The sequence below is a fragment of the Pseudomonas frederiksbergensis genome (assembly GCF_001952935.1).
In the GTDB taxonomy this organism is placed as follows: Bacteria; Pseudomonadota; Gammaproteobacteria; order Pseudomonadales; family Pseudomonadaceae; genus Aquipseudomonas; species Aquipseudomonas frederiksbergensis.
On sequence record NZ_CP018319.1, the window covers coordinates 641581 to 658231 of the forward strand.

Annotated in this window: 14 protein-coding genes; 4 read left to right on the top strand and 10 right to left on the bottom strand. The window is 59.7% G+C overall.

Translation table 11 applies throughout. The annotated features are described in order from the left end of the window. Nucleotides 1–66: 66 nt before the first annotated feature. On the top strand, nucleotides 67–381 hold the full coding sequence (gene sugE, locus PFAS1_RS03240; protein ID WP_008151200.1) for a quaternary ammonium compound efflux SMR transporter SugE: 315 nt from the start codon (nucleotides 67–69) through the stop codon (nucleotides 379–381). 81 nt (nucleotides 382–462) lie between these two features. Here sugE and PFAS1_RS03245 read toward each other — a convergent pair whose 3' ends face one another. The 7 genes from PFAS1_RS03245 to PFAS1_RS03275 form a co-directional block, all read right to left on the bottom strand. Beyond that, complete coding sequence (locus PFAS1_RS03245) at nucleotides 463–1224, bottom strand: TenA family transcriptional regulator (protein ID WP_418329144.1); 762 nt, start codon at nucleotides 1222–1224, stop codon at nucleotides 463–465. A 78-nt stretch (nucleotides 1225–1302) separates the two neighbouring features. Continuing rightward, nucleotides 1303–3762: an EAL domain-containing protein gene (locus PFAS1_RS03250; RefSeq protein WP_076028180.1), complete on the bottom strand. Its 2460-nt coding sequence runs from the start codon at nucleotides 3760–3762 to the stop codon at nucleotides 1303–1305. Between the two features lie 143 nt (nucleotides 3763–3905). Then, nucleotides 3906–5723 carry an ABC transporter ATP-binding protein gene (locus PFAS1_RS03255; RefSeq protein WP_076028181.1) on the bottom strand — a complete coding sequence of 606 codons (1818 nt, stop codon included), beginning with the start codon at nucleotides 5721–5723 and terminating at the stop codon, nucleotides 3906–3908. Further along, nucleotides 5716–6318 carry a DsbA family protein gene (locus PFAS1_RS03260; RefSeq protein ID WP_173860450.1) on the bottom strand — a complete coding sequence of 201 codons (603 nt, stop codon included), beginning with the start codon at nucleotides 6316–6318 and terminating at the stop codon, nucleotides 5716–5718. Before PFAS1_RS03260 ends, PFAS1_RS03255 begins: the two co-directional genes overlap by 8 nt. Before the next feature lie 39 nt (nucleotides 6319–6357). Next, nucleotides 6358–7299: an oxygen-dependent tRNA uridine(34) hydroxylase TrhO gene (gene trhO / locus PFAS1_RS03265; RefSeq protein WP_076028182.1), complete on the bottom strand. Its 942-nt coding sequence runs from the start codon at nucleotides 7297–7299 to the stop codon at nucleotides 6358–6360. A gap of 154 nt (nucleotides 7300–7453) precedes the next feature. After that, the gene (locus PFAS1_RS03270) at nucleotides 7454–7753 is read right to left on the bottom strand and encodes a BolA family protein (protein WP_076028183.1); all 300 of its coding nucleotides are present in this window, start codon (nucleotides 7751–7753) and stop codon (nucleotides 7454–7456) included. Nucleotides 7754–7765: 12 nt separating this feature from the next. After that, the gene (locus tag PFAS1_RS03275; RefSeq protein ID WP_074878884.1) at nucleotides 7766–8287 is read right to left on the bottom strand and encodes a DUF2059 domain-containing protein; all 522 of its coding nucleotides are present in this window, start codon (nucleotides 8285–8287) and stop codon (nucleotides 7766–7768) included. Nucleotides 8288–8478: 191 nt separating this feature from the next. On the opposite strand from PFAS1_RS03275, the gene PFAS1_RS03280 reads away from it, so the two are divergent. Further along, entirely contained in the window at nucleotides 8479–9873 is a 1395-nt protein-coding gene (locus tag PFAS1_RS03280) for a class II fumarate hydratase (protein WP_076028184.1), read from the top strand. Between the two features lie 115 nt (nucleotides 9874–9988). Here PFAS1_RS03280 and PFAS1_RS03285 read toward each other — a convergent pair whose 3' ends face one another. Next, nucleotides 9989–10948, bottom strand: coding sequence for a DMT family transporter (locus PFAS1_RS03285; protein WP_076028185.1), 960 nt, complete (start codon nucleotides 10946–10948; stop codon nucleotides 9989–9991). A gap of 211 nt (nucleotides 10949–11159) precedes the next feature. On the opposite strand from PFAS1_RS03285, the gene PFAS1_RS03290 reads away from it, so the two are divergent. Beyond that, the gene (locus PFAS1_RS03290) at nucleotides 11160–11354 is read left to right on the top strand and encodes a DUF6316 family protein (RefSeq protein ID WP_033055288.1); all 195 of its coding nucleotides are present in this window, start codon (nucleotides 11160–11162) and stop codon (nucleotides 11352–11354) included. Nucleotides 11355–11481: 127 nt separating this feature from the next. Here the strand turns inward: PFAS1_RS03290 and PFAS1_RS03295 are convergent, their stop codons facing one another. Together PFAS1_RS03295 and pap are read right to left on the bottom strand one after the other, a co-directional pair. Next, on the bottom strand, nucleotides 11482–12666 hold the full coding sequence (locus PFAS1_RS03295; RefSeq protein WP_076028186.1) for a thiolase family protein: 1185 nt from the start codon (nucleotides 12664–12666) through the stop codon (nucleotides 11482–11484). A 101-nt stretch (nucleotides 12667–12767) separates the two neighbouring features. Then, nucleotides 12768–14291 carry a polyphosphate:AMP phosphotransferase gene (gene pap, locus PFAS1_RS03300; protein ID WP_076028187.1) on the bottom strand — a complete coding sequence of 508 codons (1524 nt, stop codon included), beginning with the start codon at nucleotides 14289–14291 and terminating at the stop codon, nucleotides 12768–12770. A 338-nt stretch (nucleotides 14292–14629) separates the two neighbouring features. Between pap and mnmC the strand changes: the two genes are divergently transcribed. Further along, nucleotides 14630–16612 carry a bifunctional tRNA (5-methylaminomethyl-2-thiouridine)(34)-methyltransferase MnmC2/FAD-dependent 5-carboxymethylaminomethyl-2-thiouridine(34) oxidoreductase MnmC1 gene (mnmC, locus tag PFAS1_RS03305; protein WP_076028188.1) on the top strand — a complete coding sequence of 661 codons (1983 nt, stop codon included), beginning with the start codon at nucleotides 14630–14632 and terminating at the stop codon, nucleotides 16610–16612. The last annotated feature ends 39 nt before the right edge of the window (nucleotides 16613–16651 follow it).

Genomic DNA, 16651 nt, shown 5'->3' on the forward strand with positions numbered 1-16651 from the left:
GACGACCTCGCGGCTCGATCGAGTCATTAATCTGGGGACGACCCCGTCAATCGATGGAGGTCTCTCATGTCCTGGATCATTCTGTTTTTCGCCGGCCTGTTCGAAGTTGGCTGGGCTGTCGGCCTGAAATACACCGATGGCTTCAGCCGCCCTCTCCCCACCGCATTGACCGTTGCCGCCATGGCGATCAGCCTTGGCTTGCTGGGCCTTGCCATGAAGGAATTGCCGCTGGGCACGGCCTATGCGATCTGGACGGGTGTCGGTGCGGTCGGGACGGTCATTGCCGGGATCATCCTGTTCGGTGAATCCATGGCGTTGTTCAGGCTCGCCAGTGTAGCGTTGATCATTTCCGGGCTGGTTGGACTGAAGATCAGCGCCTGACTGTTGTTGACTGCCAATACAAAAAAGCCCGCCTCCCTAGACAAGGGGGAGCGGGCTTTTTCAATGGCGTGTATCAGCCGATCAGCTCTCGGCCAGTTCCATGCGCTCACGCGCGACAGGTGCCTTTTGCGCATGCTCAAGCTGCATGCAGCGCTCCAGGAACAGGAACATGTAGTCGTAGCTCTTGCACACGGCCTGACGCAGTTCCACTTGCAGGGATTTACAAGGGTTCATACCCGCCAACGTGCAGATGATTTCCAGGGCTTCCCACGGATGGGCATCGTCGTACTGGGCATGCATCTTCAACCACTTCATGGCCCGCTTGCGATCTTCCTCCGGGAAAGAGGCCGCGTAGATACCATTGGAACAGACCAGCGCCGACCATTCCCCGGTCGCGCCTTCAATGGCGTAGTTGGTGGCGGCAATGGCAACAATCAGCGAATCCGCTGAACTGGTGTGCCAGCACCAATGGCTCAAGGCGTGAAGTTCAGGGGCAACTTTTTGCGCTTGCAGATCTTCCAGGCTGACACCGTGAGCACGGCTCCAGTGCACCCAGTAATCGGCATGGTTCAATTCAACGCGTATGTTACGCATCAACCAGCGACGTGCCATGTCTTCACCTGGATGGCGGGCAAAGCGTGTCTTGGTCAGGTTTTGTGCCATATATAACGCGAACTGTTCGACTACCGGCCAGCCACCAATCAGGTACTGGCGCATGGTCTTTGCACTGAGTTTGTTATCACGCAGTCGCTGATACAGTTCGTGTTCGACAACCCGGCGTTTGCTCTCGCTGCAATCCTGGATCAGGCGTTGAGCCCAGACGGGATAACTTGCAGCGTCCATGAGTGGTCCGGTTCGGTTGAATGTGTCGATCACTGTCGAGCTCCTTTTGATTGTGATTATAAGGATCAGCAAGAGATTTCAACGGAACGTGCCAGGCGCCTTGAACAACAAAGGCTGTGGCCTGGCGGGACGACTTTGTAAACTGTCGCAGGTAAACAAATGCGGGCGTTCAATAACATACCCTTGAGCGTAATCCACCCCGATCTCCAACAGTGCCTGCTCGATCTGGGGTGTTTCAACAAACTCGGCAATCGTACGCTTACCCATAACATGACCGATGTGATTGATCACTTCGACCATGGCGCGGTTAATCGGGTCGTCCAACATATCCTTTACGAAACTCCCGTCGATCTTCAAGAAGTCTACAGGTAAATGTTTCAAGTATGCGAATGAGGACATTCCGGCGCAAAAATCATCCAGTGAAAAGTGGCAACCTAAGCCTTTGAGTTCATTAATAAATCTGATTGCACTTCCAAGATTTGAAATAGCACTGGTTTCAGTGATTTCAAAACAAATCATTTCAGGCGGTATGGAGTAAGTAACAAACTGTTCACGCAGGAAGTGCAGAAACGCCTCATCTCCGATAGTTGTGCCTGACAGATTAATCGCACACATGGCCAATGGGCCTTTGTGCTGTTCGGCTATGCATTGGGCAATAATTTTGAATACGTTCTGTACCACCCAGCGATCAAGGGATGTCATCAGACCATATCGCTCAGCAGCCGGAATAAAACTGTCGGGCAATATCATGCGTCCGGCTTCGTCATGCAGGCGCAACAAAATTTCGATATGTCCACCGCCCTTCTCGACATGACCAAGTGGCGCGATTTCCTGGGCATACAAACAGAAACGGTCTTCTTCCAGTGCGATGTGCAAGCGCTGTACCCAAGCCATCTCGCCGAAGCGCAGGGACAGTTCCGAATCATCGGCGTGATAGACCTGAACCCGATTGCGCCCCTTTTCCTTGGCCATGTAGCAGGCCATGTCGGCAGCGCGCAGCGAGGCCTCGAGGGTGGTCGGATTCTGAGCAACGTGAACCAGCCCGATGCTCACAGTGGTTACAAAGGGTCGGCCTTTCCAGACGAAGTGCAGGTTCTGCACAGTCTGACGCAGGCCCTCGGCGATTTTCTCGGCGGCTTCCGGGGCGCAGTTCTCCAGCAGGATGCCAAACTCGTCGCCACCCAGGCGGGCCAGGGTATCGCCTTCGCGCAAACCAGACTGCAACAGTGCGCAGATATGCCGGAGCAATTCATCACCCGCTGCATGGCCACAGGTATCGTTGACCAGTTTGAACTGATCCAGATCGAGGAACATCAGCGCATGGCGCCCCGTCTGACGTGTCAGGTTGTGCAGCGCCTGCTCCAGGCGATACTCAAACTCACGGCGGTTGGCGAGCCCGGTCAAGGCGTCATGGGTCGCCTGCCAGGACAGATTGGCAATGTATTGCCGCTCCTGGGTCATGTCGTGCAGCACCAGCACCGTGCCGCTGACCTTGCCCGCGTTGCGGATCGGCGCACCGACCAGGGTCACCGAAACCGTGCTGCCATCCAGGCGCTGGATCAGTTTTGAGTGTTCGCTGCCACCGCTCAGCTGTCCGCTCAAAATGTGCTCGATCAACGTAAAACCTTCGGCCTGAGCGTTCTCGTCCAACAGATTGAATAGCGCCGCCAGCGGCAAACCCGTCGCCTGTTCGGCTTTCCAGTGCGTCAACGCCTCGGCGGCCGGGTTCATGTAGGCAATCGCTCCCTCGACATTCGTGGTGATCACGCCATCGCCGATCGATTGCAAAGTGATTTGTGCCCGGTCTTTCTCCAACTGCAACGCGTCGGCGAAGGCATGGCGCTGCTTGAGCAGTTTGTGCGTGCGCATCAAGGCCAGGAGGATCAATCCCAGAGCCGTGGCGAGGTTGGTCACCAGCAACACCCGCAGGATCCTCCGCGAGCCTTCGCCCAAGGCATCGCTGAAGGCCTTCGCCGCCGGTGTCACACTTTCGTTGATGAGGAATATCTGTTCCTTCCAGCGCTTGATATCGCCAGCGGTGGCCTGGCGGGTGGTGACGCGCTGATGCATTTCCCGCGCAATGGCATCGAGTTGCAACAGATACGCATCCCCCACCCTCCAGAGGTCAATGGCTTTCTCGTGGTAACTGAAGTGCCGGAAATTCAGGTACAGCCAGATCACACTATCGATGTCATCCGGGTGGTTGCCGCCTTTGAGGATCGCCACGCGCGCGGCTTCGATATTCGGCGGTTGATGATCCAGCGCCACGCGCAATTCGTGGCCCCCTTGGGGCACGGCAATGGCGTTCTGGTATTTGAGGAAAATCGCCTCGTCGCGACTGTCGGCGTAGAGATTGAGGTAATAAATGGCGTCTTTCTGGCCTTTGGACCACAGGCTTTCACCGGCAACGTAGCCGCGAACCGCCGACAGAACGTACAGGCTCACGCCGCCCAACAGGGCCTGAAATAACACAACGGCGATAAATGGCCAGACAATGCCCAACAACCGTGGCGTTCCGAGAGTCCGCGTTTGTTTCATGAGATCCCTTGCATTAGCACTGCTTGATCGTCTTCCGGACGAAATCGCTACAGCTAGACTAGGGTGCGTTCCCGGTTCCGGCAAGCGGAGGATCCGCCTTGGCACCCTCTGAACATCGCCCTATATAGGTACGCGGCACTGATCTAATGCTGCTGCAAATGCCCATAAAGCTTGGCGTATAAACCACCCTCGGCAATCAACTGCTGATGGTCGCCATCCTCGGCAATTTGTCCGCCATCGAATACCAGCACCCGGTCGGCCTGTTTCACCGCCGATAACCGGTGCGCAATGATCAGCGTGGTGCGATTGCTCAGGAACCGCGCCAGCGCCTGGTGAAGGTTGTATTCGGTGGCGGCATCCAGTGCCGAAGTGGCCTCGTCGAGGATCACTACCTTGGGTTCGGCCAACACCATCCGCGCAATGGCCAGGCGTTGGCGCTGGCCGCCGGACAAACGCACGCCGGAACGCCCGACGATACTGTCCAGGCCATTGGGCAACTCTCGAATCGTGGCGTGCAATTGCGCGATTTCCAACGCCTGCCAACAGGCGTCGTCGCTGCGCTCACGGCCCATGGTCAGGTTGGCGCGCACGGTATCGTTGAACAGCGCCGGGTGTTGCAAGACCACGGCGACGTTCTCCCGCACGGTTTCCAGGCCGATCTCTTGCTGGGTCGAGCCGCCGAAGCGGATCGTCCCGGCGAGCGGCGTGTACAACCCCAGCAGCAACTGCACCAGCGTGCTTTTGCCACCACCGCTGGCGCCGACGATCGCGACTTTTTCGCCGGGGGCGATGGACAGGTCCATCTGGTTCAACACCAACTCGTCGCCGTAACCGAAACTCAATCCCTGGACTTCAATGCCCACGGTTTCGCGACCGTTGAACGGGTCCACTCCGCCCGGGTATTCAGGTTCATCGGCCCGGGCCAGCAGCTCGTTGATCCGCGACAGCGCGCCGCCGGCGGCATAGTAGGCGTATTGCAGATTCAGCAGCTGTTCCACCGGACCGATCATGAACCACAGATAGCTGAACACCGCGAGCATCTGGCCGATGGACAGGTCGGAAAACAGCACGGTGAGCATCGCCGCCGCACGGAAAATATCGATGCCGAACTGGAACAGCAAGCCGCTGGCACGGTTCGAAGCATCGGTTTTCCACTGCGAGTTCACCGCGTAATCGCGCACTTCCCGGGCGCGCTGCCCCAGGCGCCCGAGGAAAAAACCCTGACGGTTGCCGGCACGCACTTCCTGAATGGCATCGAGGGTTTCGGTGAGTGCCTGGGTAAAGCGCGAGGTGCTGTCGTTCTCGAGTTTCTTCAGGTGCTTGACCCGCTTGCCCAGCAATACCGTGGCGTAGATCACCAGCGGGTTGAACAGCATGATCAGCAGCGCCAGCTTCCAGTGCATCCAGATCAGAATGCTCGCGGTGCCGACCAGGGTCAGCATGGCGACCAGGAAACGGCTGAGGGTTTCGCCGACGAATTTGTCCACAGTGTCGAGGTCGGTGACCAGGTGCGTGGTCACCGTGCCGCTGCCCAGGCTTTCGTATTCGCCCAGGGAAATGCGCTTGAGCCGATCTATCAGCCGTGTGCGAATGCGGTACACGATGTCCTTGGCCAGTGCCGCAAACAACTTCGCCTGAACCACGTTGAACAACAAGGCGCCACAACGCAGCAACAAGGTCACCAGCAGCATCAGGCCGATATAGCCCGACGCTTTCTGCCAGCCGTCGGGCAGCGCGTGGTTCATGATCTTCAGCGCAGAGTCGCCATGGCCCAGCAGCACTTCGTCCACCAGCAACGGCAAGAGCAAGGGAATCGGCACGCTGCACAAGGTGGCCAACACGGCCACGCCGTTGGCGATCCACAGGGATTTTTTGTGATGCAGCGCCAGGCGACGGATTTCCGCCCAGCTCAGACGGTCGACACGTGTAGCGGTTGCTGCTTCGTCAGGCTGGTCATGCACAGGCAGCGCGCTCCAGCCAGCGGCCGAGCAACGGAGACAGTACGCTGAGCGGCTGATAGCCATTGGTCAACAGCGCCAATTGACCATTACGCTCAGCCAGCAAGGTAGGGAAACCGGCAATGCCCAGGTCCTGGACCCAGGTGAAATCGGCCGCTGTCGCGGCGTGCTGATCGGCACGGTCGAACGCGGCGGCGAACTCGATGCGCGGCAGACCGGCCTGCTCCGCCAGCTCCACCAGGACACTGGCATGCGTGACGTCGCGACCTTCGGCGTAAAACGCGTGCTGAATCAGCCCCAGCAGTTTCCACGCGCAATCCGGCGCCAGGCTGCGCGCGGTTACCAGTGCCCGACAGGCAGGTTCGGTGTCGTAGACGAACCCGGCGGGCAACGCACCTTCCAGTTTGAACGGTTGACCCGTGGCTTCGGTGACCGCTTGCCAATGCTCAAGGATGTAGCGCCGGGTGGTCGGCTCCAGCGCGGAACCGCTGCCGGTACGCAAACCGCCCACCACCAGGTGCACGTCCACCCCCGCTGCTTGCGCCTGCTCGACCAGCGCGTTGGCCACCGGCGCGAAGCCCCAGCACCAGGAGCACATCGGGTCCATCACATAGAGCAGGCGTTGCGCAGACATGGTTCAAGCCTCGGAAGGAGTTTGCTTGTAGTTGTAGCCGATCGGGTGCGGCAGGTTGCGCGCCTTGGCCAGTTCGATCTGCTTTTGCCGGTCGATGGCACTGCGACGGGTCTTCTCGCTCAGCTTATCCCAGCAATGCGGGCAACTGATGCCGGCCACGTAGTGCTCGGACGCGCGGTCTTCGACACTGACAGGGGTACGGCAGGCATGGCATTGATCGTAGTCGCCTTCGCTGAGGTCATGACGCACGGTCACGCGGTTATCGAACACGAAGCAGTCGCCCTGCCATTTGGTTTCTTCCTGCGGCACCTCTTCGAGGTATTTCAGAATGCCGCCCTTGAGGTGATAGACCTCGTCGAAACCCTGGCTGAGCATGTAGCTCGAAGCCTTTTCGCAACGAATGCCGCCGGTGCAGAACATCGCGACTTTCTTGTGCACGGCCGGGTCGAAATGGGCTTTGATGTAGTCGGGGAATTCGCGAAAACTGGTGGTCTTCGGGTCGATGGCGCCTTCGAAGGTGCCGATCGAGACTTCGTAGTCGTTGCGGGTGTCGATCAACAGCACTTCAGGATCGCTGATCAGCGCGTTCCAGTTCTGCGGATCCACATAGGTGCCGACCTTTTTGTTCGGGTCTACGCCTTCGACGCCGAGGGTGACGATTTCTTTCTTGAGTTTGACTTTGGTGCGGTAGAACGGCTGGTCGTCGCAGTACGACTCTTTGTGGTCAATGTCGTCCATGCGCGGGTCGTTCTTGAGCCAGGCCATCAGCCCGTCAATGCCTTCGCGGCTGCCGGACACGGTGCCGTTGATGCCTTCTTCGGCGATCAGCAGGGTGCCTTTGATGCCGTTGTCGACCATCGCTTGCAGCAGGGGCTCGCGCAGGGCGACGTAATCTTCCAGGGTGACGAACTTATACAGTGCCGCCACGACAATCTGTTGTGTCATGGGTGATTCTCCAGGTGGCTACCCTCGTAAGGGGTGAACCGGATGCGAAAAAAAACGCGCCGGGTGAGCGGCGCGTTGCGGATTCTAGCAAAAACGGTGTGGTTTAGGACTGCGATCTGCAGGCTTGGCACAGCCCATCAATCAACCCTTCACATCAATGCTTGCTGCCGCCAGCACAGGTCGGCGAGGCCGGAGCCGCGTCGATCTGTGCCCATTCCTCTGGCGTGTAGGTATGCAGCGCCAACGCATGGAACTCGCCCATCAGCTCGCCGAGCGTGCCGTAGACTTTCTGGTGACGCTTGACCCGGTTGAGCCCTTCGAACTGCTGGCTGACCACCACGGCCTTGAAGTGGGTCTGCAACCCACGGCTGTGCATGTGGCTTTCATCCAGCACTTGCAGATGCAGCGGCTGCAACAGGCCCAGCGTTGATTCGATGCGTTGTTGCATGGTCATACCGAACTCCGCTTAAGGCTTTTTCTTGGCAGGAGCGGCGCCTTTAGGCTCCAGCTCGGCCGTCATGTCAGCCAGCAGCTTGTTGACCACAGGCACCGCGCTTTCCAGCTTGGCTTGAGTCATCTGGGCCGATTGCTGAGTCAGCTGCGGCATTTTTTCCAGGACTTTCTTGCCCAGTGGCGACTTGTAGAACGCGACCAGGTCTTTCAGCTCGGATTCGCTGAAGTTGGTGGTGTAGAGCTTGACCATGTCCGGCTTCAGCTTGTTCCAGCCAATGGCTTGGTCCAGCGCGGCGTTGGCTTTGGCCTGGTAAGTTTCCAGCAAGGCTTTTTTCGACTCGGGGGCTTTGGTTTGCTCAAAGCGCTGAGCGAACATTTGCTGCACTTGCATGTACACCGGAGTGCCCAATTTGTCAGCGTGCGCCAGGGTCAGGAAAGCTTCGGCACTGGCGTTGTGGCTGGCGGTATCGGCAAGAACCTGGCCGCTGGCGCAAACCAGTGCAACCGCGGTACAGATGGCACGAAGACGAGTCATCGAGTTTCCTTTTCTAGCAGGCGAGGCAAAACCTCAAGGGCGACCATTCTGCACCTAAAAAACTGTGTCACTCAACCCCAAGCCTTGTCGCACCTGATTTAGAGGGGCTGAACGGTCAAAAAACAGACTGATGGAACCACGGCCGGCGATCACGGCCTAAACTGCGCTATCGACCTACAGGAGTGTGCATGATGAGCCGTATCGAAACCGACAGCCTTGGCCAGGTTGAAGTCCCGGATGAAGCCTACTGGGGCGCTCAGACGCAACGCTCGCTGATTAACTTCGCCATCGGCAACGAAAAAATGCCGCTGGCGGTGCTGCATGCCCTGGCGCTGATCAAGAAAGCCGCGGCGCGGGTCAATGACCGCAATGGTGACCTGCCCGCCGACATCGCCCGGCTGATCGAACAGGCCGCCGACGAAGTGCTCGACGGCAGCCATGACGACCAGTTCCCGCTGGTGGTCTGGCAGACCGGCAGCGGCACCCAGAGCAATATGAACGTCAACGAAGTGATCGCCGGTCGCGCCAACGAGTTGGCCGGTAATGCTCGTGGCGGCAAGTCGCCGGTTCACCCTAACGATCACGTCAACCGCTCCCAGAGTTCCAACGACTGCTTCCCGACCGCCATGCACATCGCGGCCGCCCAGGCGGTGCAACAGCACTTGTTGCCGGCGATCAACGAACTGTCGGGCGGATTGGCCGAGTTGACCGCGCGGCACATGAAACTGGTCAAGACCGGCCGCACCCACATGATGGACGCGACGCCGATCACCTTCGGTCAGGAACTGTCGGCCTTCATCGCGCAACTGGATTACGCCGAGCGGGCGATCCGCAGTGCGCTGCCGGCCGTCTGTGAACTGGCCCAGGGCGGCACCGCGGTCGGCACCGGGCTGAATTCGCCCCACGGTTTTGGCGAAGCCATCGCTGCTGAACTGGCCGCCCTCTCCGGCCTGCCGTTCGTCACCGCACCCAACAAGTTCGCCGCCCTGGCTGGCCATGAGCCGCTGACCACGCTGTCCGGCGCGCTGAAAACCCTCGCCGTGACCCTGATGAAAATCGCCAACGACCTGCGCCTGCTCGGCTCCGGGCCGCGAGCAGGCTTCGCTGAAGTGAAATTGCCGGCCAACGAACCGGGCAGTTCGATCATGCCGGGCAAGGTCAATCCGACTCAGTGCGAAGCCCTGTCGATGCTGGCGTGCCAGGTATTGGGCAACGACGTCGCCATCGGGTTTGCCGCGAGCCAGGGGCACCTGCAACTGAACGTGTTCAAACCGGTGATCATCCACAACCTGCTGCAATCGATCCGCCTGCTTGGCGATGGATGCAGCAACTTCCAGCAGCATTGCATCACCGGTCTGGAACCGGATGCAGAGAAAATGGCTGAACATCTGGAGCGTGGATTGATGTTGGTGACGGCGCTTAATCCGCACATTGGCTACGACAAATCGGCAGAGATTGCCAAGAAGGCTTATGCCGAAGGACTGACCTTGCGTGAGGCGGCGTTGCAGTTGGGGTATCTGACGGATGAAGAGTTTGATGCGTGGGTAAGGCCGGAGAATATGCTGGAGGCTGGTGCCAAGGGCTGACCTGACTGATCGTTCCCACGCTCCGCATGGGAATGCAGCCCGGGACGCTCCGCGTCCCTGCCGAAGCGGACGCGGAGCGTCCATTGAGGCATTCCCACGCAGAGCGTGGGAACGATCATCCGACCGCTATTCGGGCCTTTCGAGCCCTGAGCCCCGCAATCAACGACGGCCCCAACGCCACCAGCGCCGATCCCAGCACCACCAGCACCGCCCCGCCATACCCCAGACCATTGATCGTCTCGGCATGCACATAGTCCGGCCATAACCACGCCGCCACGGCCACCGCAGCGAATGTCACCAATGGCGTGATCGCCAGCGTCGCACTGACCCGCGATGCCTCCCAATGCGCCAGGGCTTCGGCAAAGGCACCATAGGCGATCAGGGTGTTCATGCAGCACGCCAGCAGCAGCCAGCCTTGCAGCGGGCTCAGTTGCAGCGCTTCCAGCGGGTGCACCCACGGCGTCAGCAACAACGCGCAGAACAGGTAGATCACCATCATCACTTGCAGCGAATTCCATACCGTGAGCAGTTGCTTCTGGCCCAAGGCATAAAACGTCCAGACCGTGGACGCCAACAACACCAACAGCACGCCGGCGGTGTAATCAGTCAACGAGGTCAGCAATTCGGCCAGCCGCTGATTGAAAAACAGGGCAAAGCCGATCAGCAGCACGAGCAGGCCAATCCCCTGCCCCACGCTGAACCGTTCCTTGAACACAAACAGACTGGCAATCAGCAACATGATCGGCCCCATCTGCACCACCAGTTGCGCGGTGCCGGGGCTGAGCAGGTTCAGGCCCATCAGGTACAGCACGTAGTTGCCCACCAGGCCGAGCACCGCCATCAACACCAACCAGCCACCACGCGGCCCGAGCACCTTGCGGCTCGGCAGGCGCTTGGTCGCCGCCAGATAAATGAACAGGCAGCCGCCGGATACGATCAGGCGAAACCAGGTCACCGTCACCGGGTCCATCACCAGCAGCACTTGCTTGAGTTTGATCGGCAGGATTCCCCACAACAGCGCGGTCACCAAGGCCAGGAACAGACCGTAAACCCAGCGACCCGATGAAATGTGCATTGCGAACCCCGAAGCCAAGTGGCGAGAACCGTCATTCTAGGCTCAGACCTGTTCGGTACACAGGGACAGTTGGGGGCGGGCCGCGAATGAAACTGTGCAGGTCGCACCATTAAATTGGCGCTATGCCGTCGATCGGCTGGCCAGGCGTCGCAAGTGGTTCATGCATAAGCTCATGGAATTCGCCAACAGGAATATTCCTCAGGAGATCGCCATGTACGGCAAACGCGCCCAGGACAATGCCCCCGCCACTCACTTTCGCTGTGACCGGGTGTGTCGTGTGAATGGGGATTTGTATTTCAGCACCCGGGAAAACACCCTGGAGGGCCCGTTTGAAAATCCGGAGAAGTTGGCGCGCGAGGTACAGGCTTACATTGAGCGGATGCTGCTTTTGCGGATGAGCTTATAGACCGCGTCGCTCCCTTCGCGAGCAAGCCCGCTCCCACATTCAACCGCACTCCAATATGGAAACTCGGTCAATGTGGGAGCGGGCTTGCTCGCGAAGGCGATCTAATAAACAGCAAGAACTTTAAGGGTTAACGCACCGCCTCGAACAACCCGGTCGCCCCCATCCCGCCCCCCACACACATGGTGACGATGCCGTAACGCACATTGCGGCGCTGCAACTCACGCACCAGATGCCCGACCTGACGCGAACCGGTCATGCCGAACGGATGGCCGATGGAAATCGAGCCGCCATTGACGTTGTACTTGTCGTTATCGATCTCCAACCGAATGCGGCTGTACAGGCACTGGGACGCAAACGCTTCGTTGAGTTCCCACAGATCAATGTCGGAAATCCGCAAACCCTTGGCCTTGAGCAACTTCGGCACCGAAAACACCGGGCCGATGCCCATTTCATCCGGCTCGCAACCGGCCACGGTGAAACCACGGAAGAACGCCTTCGGTTTCAACCCCAGTTCCAGTGCTTTTTCCAGGCTCATCACCAGCGTCATCGACGCGCCATCGGACAGCTGCGAAGAGTTGCCCGCCGTCACCGAACCGTCTTCGGCAAACACCGGTTTCAATCCCGCCAGGCTTTCCAGGGTGGTGCCCGGGCGGTTGCAGTCATCGTGGTCGACGATGCCGTCGAGGATCTGCACCTGACCGGTGGCCTTGTCTTCAACCCGATACTTCACCGCCATCGGCACGATTTCATCGTCAAACAATCGATCGGCCTGAGCCTGAGCGGTACGTCGCTGACTTTGCAGCGCGTACAGATCCTGTTCTTCGCGGCTGACGTTGTAACGACGAGCGACGATTTCGGCGGTCTGGCCCATCGGGAAATAAATGCCCGGCACCTGCTCTTTCAGCAGCGGGTTGATCAGGTTGTCGGTGTTGATGCTTTTCATGGTCAGGCTGATCGACTCGACGCCACCGGCGACGATGATGTCGCTGCAACCCGAGGCAATCTGGTTGGCGGCGATGGCGATCGCCTGCAAGCCCGACGAGCAAAAACGGTTGAGGGTCATGCCGGCAGTGCCGGTGCCCAGGCGTGACAGCACCGCGATGTTGCGTCCGATGTTGAAGCCCTGGCCACCTTCGTTGGAACCGGCACCGACGATGCAGTCCTCGACGCTGGCCGGGTCGATGCCCGAGCGCGCCAGCAGCGCATTAACGCAATGGGCCGCCATGTCGTCCGGGCGGGTCATGTTGAACTTGCCGCGAAAGGATTTGGCCAGGCCGGTCCGCACACTGTCGACGATCACCACTTCACGCATGGCATACCTCATTGTTGTTGTCGGTTGGGAGTGGACCGAGCATAAGTCCACTGCATTACCGACCGCGACAATCATTCACCCCGCGTATGCGTAACCATCGCTCACTTCTGGTGCTGCTTCACTTTCCTGCTGTGCTTGTCGGACTTTTCGAAAGCCTCTTCCAGCGCCAGATTGATCGTGCGCAGGACTTTGACCCGCGCCCAGCGCTTGTCATTGGCTTCCACCAGCGTCCAGGGTGAAATCTCGGTGCTGGTGCGATCTACCATGTCACCGACCGCCGCGCGGTACGCGTCCCATTTGTCACGATTGCGCCAGTCATCTTCGGTGATCTTGAAACGCTTGAAGGGAATTTCTTCCCGCGCCTGGAAGCGCTCCAGTTGCGTCTGCTTGTCGATGGCCAGCCAGAACTTGACCACGATCACCCCGGCCTCGGCGATCAGTTCTTCAAAATCATTGATTTCACTGTAGGCCCGCAACCAGTCAGCCGGCGGGCAGTAGCCTTCGACGCGTTCCACCAGCACCCGCCCGTACCACGAACGATCGAACACCGTGAACTTGCCCTTGGCCGGGATGTGCCGCCAGAACCGCCACAGATAAGGCTGCGCCCGTTCCTCTTCAGTGGGCGCGGCAATCGGCACGATGTTGTACTGACGCGGATCGAGGGCCGCGGCAACCCGGCGGATCGCCCCACCCTTGCCGGCCGCGTCATTGCCCTCGAACACCGCCACCAAGGCATGCCGACGCATGCGTTTGTCGCGCATCAGGCCGGAGAATCGTGCCTGTTCGGTAATCAATTGTTCTTCGTAATCGTCCTTGTCCAGGCGCAGGGTCAAATCCAGGCTGTCGAGCAGGCTCAGTTGATCGACATGGATCGGCAACGGCGCGGCATTGACCTTGGAAGGATGGACCTTGTGTCGCTTCAGGGCGCTTTGCAGGCCTTCGAGCAGGATCTTGCCCACCGCCAGGCTGCGGTAATGCGGGTCAACCCCTTCGATCACATGCCAAGGCGCATAGTCGCGGCTGGTGCGGCGCAACACGCGTTCGCCGTATTTCACGAACTTGTCGTAGGTTTGCGATTGCTGCCAGTCCAGCGGACTGATGCGCCAACTGTGCAGCGGGTCATCCGCCAGGGCCTTGAGCCGCGCCTTCATTTGCTTCTTGGAGAGGTGGAACCAGAACTTGAAGATCAGCGCGCCTTCGTCGCAGAGCATTTTTTCAAAGCGCTCGGACTGATTGATGACCTGATCCAGCACCGGGTCCTTGAACAAGCCATGCACCCGGCCTTGCAGCATCTGGCTGTACCAGTTGCCGAAGAAAATCCCCATGCGGCCCTTGGCCGGAAGCATCCGCCAGTAGCGCCAGGCCGGTGGCCGCGCCAGCTCTTCGTCGGTCTGCTGATCGAACGTGCGGACCTCGATCAAGCGTGGGTCCATCCATTCGTTGAGCAACTTGACCGTCTCGCCCTTGCCGGCGCCTTCGATGCCATTGATCAGAATGATCACCGGGAAGCGGCGTTGCTGGTGCAGTTCGAACTGCGCTTCGAGCAAGGCTTCACGCAGGGCCGGTTCTTCGGCTTCGTAGGTTTCTTTGTCGATGGCGTGACCGATTTCGGCGGATTCGAACATGGGACGGCTCCTTCCAGGATTGAGCAAGACTAGCGGATTGACCTCTCCTGCGTGGGAGAAATCCCATTTTTGAGGCTGATATGAAACCTGTGGCGAGGGAGCTTGCTCCCGCTGGACGGCGAAGCCGTCCCGGTATCGGCAAACTTGCACTCGGGAGGTACACAGATAACCCGTTTGCGGCTGCTTCGCACCCGAGCGGGACGGTGCGGCGATCCGACAAGCTCCCTCGCCACAAAAGCAGCGATTGTCCCTGACACTTCCAACCTGACACTTGCCATGGATCAAGCACCACCCCGGCGATCGGCTAGAATGGCCGCCTTGCCGTTGCCGAGCCTGCCATGAAACCTGTATTGCCCCACGCCCAGCTCGACTGGGACGACCAAGGGCTCCCGCGTTCGCGGGTGTTCGATGATGTGTATTTCTCCGACCTGTCGGGGTTGGACGAAACCCGCTACGTATTCCTCGAACAGAACGCTTTGCGTGAACGTTTTGCCGCGTTGCCGGCCGGCGGTCGACTGGTGATTGGCGAGACCGGTTTCGGCACCGGGCTGAATTTCCTTTGCGCCTGGCAGTTGTTCGAACAGCACGCGGTGGCGGGGGCGCGACTGCATTTTGTCAGTGTCGAAAAGTACCCGCTGAGCCTGCCCGACCTGCAGCGCGCCCTGGCCTTGTGGCCGGAGCTCAAGCCGTTTGCCGATCAACTGCTGACGCAATACATCGCCATCCACCCAGGCTTCCAGCGCCTGGTGCTGGACAACGGCCGTGTGACCCTGACCCTGCTGATCGGCGATGCGCTGGAACAATTGCCACAACTCGACGCGCAGATCGACGCCTGGTTTCTCGACGGTTTTGCCCCGGCGAAAAACCCCGACATGTGGACCGCCGAACTGTTTGCCGAATTGGCGCGTCTGGCGGCCCCCGGCTCGACCATCAGCACCTTCACCAGCACCGGTTGGGTGCGCCGTCTGCTGAATGCGGCGGGCTTCAAGATGAAGCGCACGCCAGGCATTGGCCACAAATGGGAAATCCTGCGGGGCGTGTTTCTCGGCTGGCCTGAAGAAGTCCCGGCGCCCGCCGCGGCCAAACCATGGTTCGCGCGCCCGACGCCACTGACCGGCGAACGTCGTGCTCTGGTGATCGGCGCCGGCCTGGCCGGTTGCGCCACGGCCGCCAGTCTCGCTGCACGGGGTTGGCACGTCAGCCTGCTGGAGCGTCACAACGCACTGGCGCAGGAAGCCTCGGGCAATCCACAGGGCGTGCTGTACCTCAAGCTTTCGGCCCATGGCACCGCGTTGTCGCAGTTGATTGTCAGCGGGTTCGGTCACACCCGACGCTTGCTTGAACATCTGCAACGGGGCGTCGACTGGGACGATTGCGGGGTCTTGCAACTGGCCTTCAACGCCAAGGAAGCCGAGCGTCAGGCACAATTGGCCGCCGCCTTTTCGCCAGACCTGGTGCACTTGCTCGATCAACCGAAAGCCCAGATTCAGGCCGGCATCGCCCTGGAGCACGGCGGATTATTCTTCCCGGAGGGCGGCTGGGTTCATCCGCCGGCGTTGTGCCATTGGCAAGCATCTTCGGCGAACATCCAGTGGCTGCCCCATCGCGATGTCCTGGAGCTGCGCAAGGTTGATGATCAATGGCAGGCCTGGGACGGTGATGATTTGCTGGCCAGTGCCCCCGTGGTAATCCTGGCCGGCGCCGCCGAAATCAAGCGCTTCCCTCAAAGCGCCGAGCTGCCCCTCAAACGCATTCGTGGCCAGATCACTCGGCTGGCGCAAACACCGGAAAGCCAGAGCCTGACCACCGTCGTCTGCGCCGAAGGCTATGTGGCGCCGGCTCGACTGGGCGAACACACCCTCGGCGCCAGCTTCGACTTCAAGAGCGATGACCTGACCCCGACCCTCACCGAACACCTCGGCAACCTGGCTTTGCTGGAGGAAATTTCCCCCGACCTGGCCACGCGACTGCATGCACAGGAATTGGACCCGCAACTGCTTGAAGGACGCGCCGCGTTCCGCTGCACCAGCCCGGACTACCTGCCGATCGTTGGCCCGTTGGCCGAACCCGCGGCCTTCGCCGATGCCTACGCCGTGCTGAGCAAGGACGCCCGGCAAGTACCGGACATTCCCTGCCCCTGGCTTGAGGGCTTTTACGTCAACAGCGGCCACGGTTCTCGCGGCTTGATCACCGCACCACTGTCGGGTGAATTGCTCGCGGCATGGATCGAAAACGAACCGCTGCCCCTGCCCAGAATGGTTGCCGAAGCCTGCCATCCCAACCGTTTTGCCGTGCGCCAATTGGTCCGCGGAAAAGTCTGACGCCGCGTCTTATAACTTATCGGTCTAAAACTCCGGGGA